The organism is Nocardia testacea NBRC 100365, from assembly GCF_000308775.1.
GTDB lineage: Bacteria > Actinomycetota > Actinomycetes > Mycobacteriales > Mycobacteriaceae > Nocardia > Nocardia testacea.
The window spans coordinates 1-5217 of the sequence record NZ_BAGJ01000108.1 but is presented as its reverse complement, the minus strand read 5'-3'; the positions used below and the strand labels follow the sequence as shown (position 1 = coordinate 5217).

Here is a 5217-nt window from a genome sequence, read left to right as displayed (position 1 = left end):
CCGGCCTCTCGCCTTCGCGAGCAAGCCGGCCTCTCGCCTTCGCGAGCAAGCCGGCCTCTCGCCTTCGCGAGCAAGCCGGCCTCTCGCCTTCGCGAGCAAGCCGGCCTCTCGCCTTCGCGAGCAAGCCGGCCTCTCGCCTTCGCGAGCAAGCCGGCCTCTCGCCTTCGCGAGCAAGCCGGCCTCTCGCCTTCGCGAGCAAGCCGGCCTCTCGCCTCGCAACCAGGCTCACCCTCGCACGCCGAGCAGGCGGTCGGTGCGGGCTCCTCGGGCTACGCCCGGACCTGATGTCGGCGGTGGGCGGTACCGTCGCAGGAATGAGTGACGGTCTGTTCGATATGCCCGGTGCGGGGGCGGGTGCACCGGATATCGCCTTCGCGGGCGGGGCCGCACGGGACGGTGGGGCACGTGCCCCGCTCGCGGTGCGGATGCGGCCCGCCTCGCTCGACGAGGTGGTGGGGCAGCAGCATCTGCTGGGGCCCGGTTCGCCGCTGCGACGGTTGGTGGAGGGGTCGGGTGCGGCCTCGGTTCTGCTGTACGGGCCGCCCGGTACCGGGAAGACGACGCTCGCGTCGCTGATCTCGTATGCCACCGGGCGCCGGTTCGAGGCCCTGTCGGCCCTGTCGGCCGGGGTCAAAGAGGTGCGGGCGGTCATCGATATCTCGCGTCGGCGGCTCACCGCGGGCGAGCAGACCGTGCTGTTCATCGACGAGGTGCACCGCTTCTCCAAGACCCAGCAGGACGCGTTGCTGGCCGCCGTGGAGAACCGCATCGTGCTGTTGGTCGGCGCGACCACGGAGAATCCCTCGTTCTCGGTGGTGGCACCGCTGCTGTCGCGGTCGCTGGTGCTGCAGCTGCACTCGCTCGGGCCCGAAGATATCCGGGCCGTGCTCGCCCGCGCCATCACCGATCCGCGCGGTCTGGACGGGCAGTACACGGTGACACCCGAGGCTCTCGATCACATCGTGCGGATCGCCGGCGGTGATGCCCGGCGGGCTCTCACCGCGCTGGAGGCCTCGGCGGAGTCCTCGCTGGACGGGACGGTGGATCTCGATCTGGTGGCCGCCAGTATCGACAAGGCGGCCGTGCGGTACGACCGCGCCGGTGACCAGCACTACGACGTGATCAGCGCGTTCATCAAATCCATCCGCGGCTCCGATGTGGACGCGGCGCTGCACTACCTGGCCCGGATGCTCACCGCGGGGGAGGACCCGCGCTTCATCGCCCGCCGGCTGATGATCCACGCCAGCGAGGACATCGGTATGGCCGACCCGACCGCGCTGCAGACGGCGACCGCCGCGGCCCAGGTGGTGCAGCTGGTCGGCTTGCCGGAGGCCCGGCTGGCACTGGCGCAGGCCACCATCCATCTGGCGACGGCGCCGAAATCGGGCGCGGTGGTCGCGGCCATCGGGGCGGCCATGGCCGATGTGGCCGCCGGTAAGGCAGGCACGGTGCCCGCGCATCTGCGGGACGGGCACTACGCGGGCGCGGAGCGGCTCGGCAACGCCCAGGGTTACCGCTACCCGCACGACGATCCGGACGGTGTGCTCGCCCAGCAGTACCCGCCGGACGAACTCGTGGGGGTGGACTACTACCACCCCACCGACCACGGTCACGAGCGGGCGGTCGGGCCCCGGGTGAGCACGCTGCGCCGGATCGTGCGGGGCCTGCGTCCCGGAAACCCGGCTCGGTGATAATTCGGGTGCGTGGCACCGGTAGGCTGGATATTCGTGCAGACCCACGAGATCAGACGGCGGTTCCTGGACCATTTCGTTAGTGCCGGGCATACAGAGGTGCCCAGTGCATCGCTGATTCTCGACGACCCGAACCTGCTGTTCGTGAACGCGGGCATGGTGCAGTTCAAGCCGTATTTCCTCGGTCAGCAGACGCCGCCGTTCCCGCGTGCGACCAGCGTGCAGAAATGTGTGCGGACCGGTGATATCGAGGAAGTCGGCGTCACCACGCGGCACAATACGTTCTTCCAGATGGCGGGTAATTTCTCGTTCGGCGACTACTTCAAGGAAGGCGCCATCCGCTTCGCCTGGGAACTGATCACCAAGTCGCAGGAGGACGGCGGGTACGGATTCGATCCGGAGCGGATCTGGGTCACCGCCTACCAGGACGATCCCGAGGCCGCCGAGATCTGGCGCCGGGTGGCCGGTATCCCCGAGGAGCGGATCCAGTTCCGCGACGGTAAGGACAACTACTGGGATATGGGCGTGCCCGGTCCCGGCGGGCCCTGTTCGGAGATCTATTACGACCGCGGGCCCGAGTACGGCCGCGACGGCGGCCCCGTCGCCGACGAGGACCGCTACCTGGAGATCTGGAACCTGGTCTTCATGCAGGACATCCGCGGCGAGGACAGCCCGAAGCTGGGCTTCCCCCCGGTGGGCGTACTGCCCAAGAAGAACATCGATACCGGTATGGGCGTCGAGCGCATCGCGCTGCTGCTGCAGGGTGTGGACAACGTCTACGAAACCGACCTGCTGCGTCCCATCATCGACAAGGCCGAGGAACTGACCGGCCGCTCCTACGGGGTCGAACACGCCGACGATGTCCGGTTCCGGGTGATCGCCGACCATGCGCGGACCTCGGCCATGCTGATCGCCGACGGCGTGAACCCTGGCAACGACGGCCGCGGCTACGTGCTGCGCCGGTTGCTGCGCCGGATCGTGCGCTCGGCCCGGCTGCTCGGCGCCGAACAGCCGGTGATGAGCGAGTTCATGCGGGTCGTGAGCGAGCTCATGGCGCCCTCCTATCCCGAACTGTCCACCGACTACAGCCGGATCGAGACGGTCGCGGTCGGCGAGGAGACGGCGTTCCGCAAGACCCTGAGCACGGGGTCGAAGCTGTTCGACGAAACGGCGGAGCAGGTCAAGGCCGCGACCCCGCGCGGCGGCACGGGCACCATCTCCGGCGCCGACGCCTTCACCCTGCACGACACCTACGGCTTCCCGATCGACCTCACCCTGGAGATGGCCGCGGAGGCCGGCCTCTCGGTGGACGAGGCCGGGTTCCGCACGCTCATGGCCGAACAGCGGCGGCGGGCGAAGGAGGACGCGCACGCCCGTAAGCACGCGCACGCCGATCTGTCGGTGTACAAGGAACTGGTCGATCGCGGCGATACGGAGTTCACCGGTTTCGACGAGCTGACCTCCGAGGCCCATGTGCTGGCCCTGATCGCCGACGGAGTCCGGGTGCCGACCGCGCCGGCGGGCACCGATATCGAGGTGATCCTGGACCGCAGCCCGCTCTACGCGGAGTCCGGTGGCCAGATCGCCGATCGCGGCACGATCACCGCGGCGGGGACGAAACTCGTCGTCAACGATGTGCAGAAGATCGCGAAGAAGCTCTGGGTGCATCGGTGCACGGTGGAGCAGGGACAGATCACCGAGGGTGACGTGGTGCTGGCCCAGGTCGATCCGGGCTGGCGGCGCGGCGCCACCCAGGGACATTCCGGTACCCATATGGTGCACGCGGCGCTGCGCCAGGTGCTGGGACCGAACGCGGTCCAGGCCGGTTCGCTCAACAAACCGGGCTACCTGCGCTTCGACTTCAACTGGCAGGGCCAGCTCAGCGAGCAGCAGAAGGCCGATATCGAAGCGGTGTCCAACGACGGGGTCGGCGCGGACTTCCCGGTGAACACCTTCGTCACCGATCTGCCCAAGGCCAAGGAGATGGGCGCGCTGGCGCTGTTCGGGGAGAACTACGGCGACCGGGTCCGCGTGGTGGAAATCGGTGGGCCGTTCTCCATGGAGCTCTGCGGTGGCACCCATGTGGGTCACTCCTCCCAGATCGGCCCGATCACCCTGCTCGGGGAATCGTCGGTGGGCTCGGGCGTGCGCCGCGTGGAGGCGTTCGTCGGGTTGGATTCCTACCAATATCTGGCCAAGGAACGCGCGCTGCTGGCCGGGGTCGCCTCGATGCTGAAGGTCCCCTCCGACGAGGTACCCGGGCGGGTCGAGCAGCTGGTGGACCGGCTCCGGGTCGCCGAGAAGGAGCTCGAGCGGACCAAGATCGCGGCGGTGCTGTCGTCGGCGGGTGCCTATGCCGACGCCGCCGAGCGGCTCGGGGACGTGCTGCTGGTCGCGGCCGCCGCACCGGAAGGCGTCTCGGCGGGCGATCTGCGCACCCTGGCCACCGATATCCGCGGCCGGCTGGGTTCCACCCCGGCCGTGGTGGTGTTGCTCGGAAATAACGAGGGCAAGGTGCCCTTCGTGGTGACCGTGAACAAGCCCGCCCAGGCGCTGGGCTTCGCCGCCGGTGATCTGGTGGCCGTCTTCGGGCCGCGGATCTCCGGCCGCGGCGGCGGCAAGCCGGAGATGGCGCAGGGCGCGGGCTCGGACCCGTCGGGTATCGACGCGGGTCTGGCGGCGGTACGCGATCACATCGGCGCGCACGCCGGCTGATGACGGTGGGCTCGCTGGACGACCCGCCCGTCGACCGGCCCGATCCCGCCACGGATCCGGGCCGGGGCAGGCGGCTGGGCATCGATGTGGGCAGTGTGCGGATCGGGGTCGCCGCGAGTGATCCGGACGGGATTCTCGCGACCCCGGTGGAGACCGTGCCCCGCGATACCGGCTCCCGGCGCGCCGGTCGTCCGCCGCGGGGCGGCCGCGCCGGTGGCGTCGGCCCCGGCGCGGATATCGCGCGGATCGCGGCGATCGCGGACGAGTACGAAGCCGTGGAGATCATCGTCGGGCTACCCCGCACGCTCCGCGGCGAGAAAGGGACCTCGGCGCGCATGGCAACGGAGTTCGCCGGAAGATTGCGCGACTCGCTGCCCGAAGTGCCGATCCGGCTTTCCGACGAACGTTTGACTACGGTGTCTGCTGCACGCGCTCTGCGGGACAGCGGTGTTCGAGCGCGCGGACAGCGGCAGGTGATCGACCAGGCTGCTGCTGTGTCGATCCTGCAGAGCTGGTTGGACGAACGGAGTTCTGTGATGAGGTCGGCCGAGGACGCGGCCCGTACCGCGTTGTCCGGAGACGATGAATGACGGATCGATGGGCGCAGGCGGAGGCGCACTTCCGGCAGCGTGAGGCCGAGCGGAAATATCGCCGCGACGACAAGGCCTGGGAGCGGTCCCGCCGGGCATCCGCCACGCCGGTGGCCGACGAGCCGGAATGGGACGACGAGCCCGACGACGGCTGGGATCCCTACGAGGACGACGACACCGCCGTCATCCCCCGCTATGTCGACGACGACGAATACGACGAC

At 69.5% G+C, this 5217-nt stretch carries 3 protein-coding genes and 1 pseudogene; all 4 read left to right on the top strand.

Features of this window, described 5'->3' with window-relative positions; translation table 11 throughout:
- Positions 1-314 precede the first annotated feature (314 nt).
- Positions 315-1691, top strand: coding sequence for a replication-associated recombination protein A (locus ON38_RS15885; RefSeq protein WP_039825584.1), 1377 nt, complete (start codon positions 315-317; stop codon positions 1689-1691).
- Between the two features lie 36 nt (positions 1692-1727).
- Positions 1728-4406, top strand: a complete 2679-nt coding sequence (gene alaS, locus ON38_RS15880) for an alanine--tRNA ligase (protein ID WP_039825583.1) — start codon at positions 1728-1730, stop codon at positions 4404-4406.
- Positions 4406-4996 carry a Holliday junction resolvase RuvX gene (gene ruvX / locus ON38_RS15875; protein ID WP_039825582.1) on the top strand — a complete coding sequence of 197 codons (591 nt, stop codon included), beginning with the start codon at positions 4406-4408 and terminating at the stop codon, positions 4994-4996. The genes alaS and ruvX overlap by 1 nt, the downstream gene beginning before the upstream one ends.
- A pseudogene (locus tag ON38_RS15870) lies at positions 4993-5217 on the top strand (hypothetical protein); the annotation flags it as partial. The gene ruvX and the pseudogene ON38_RS15870, both read left to right, overlap by 4 nt.

What these genes read in the sequence shown, in the direction of transcription:
- ON38_RS15885 (WP_039825584.1), top strand. Translation starts at nt 315, where the DNA reads ATGAGTGACGGTCTGTTCGATATGCCCGGTGCGGGGGCGGGTGCACCG.
- ruvX (WP_039825582.1), top strand. Translation starts at nt 4,406, where the DNA reads ATGACGGTGGGCTCGCTGGACGACCCGCCCGTCGACCGGCCCGATCCC.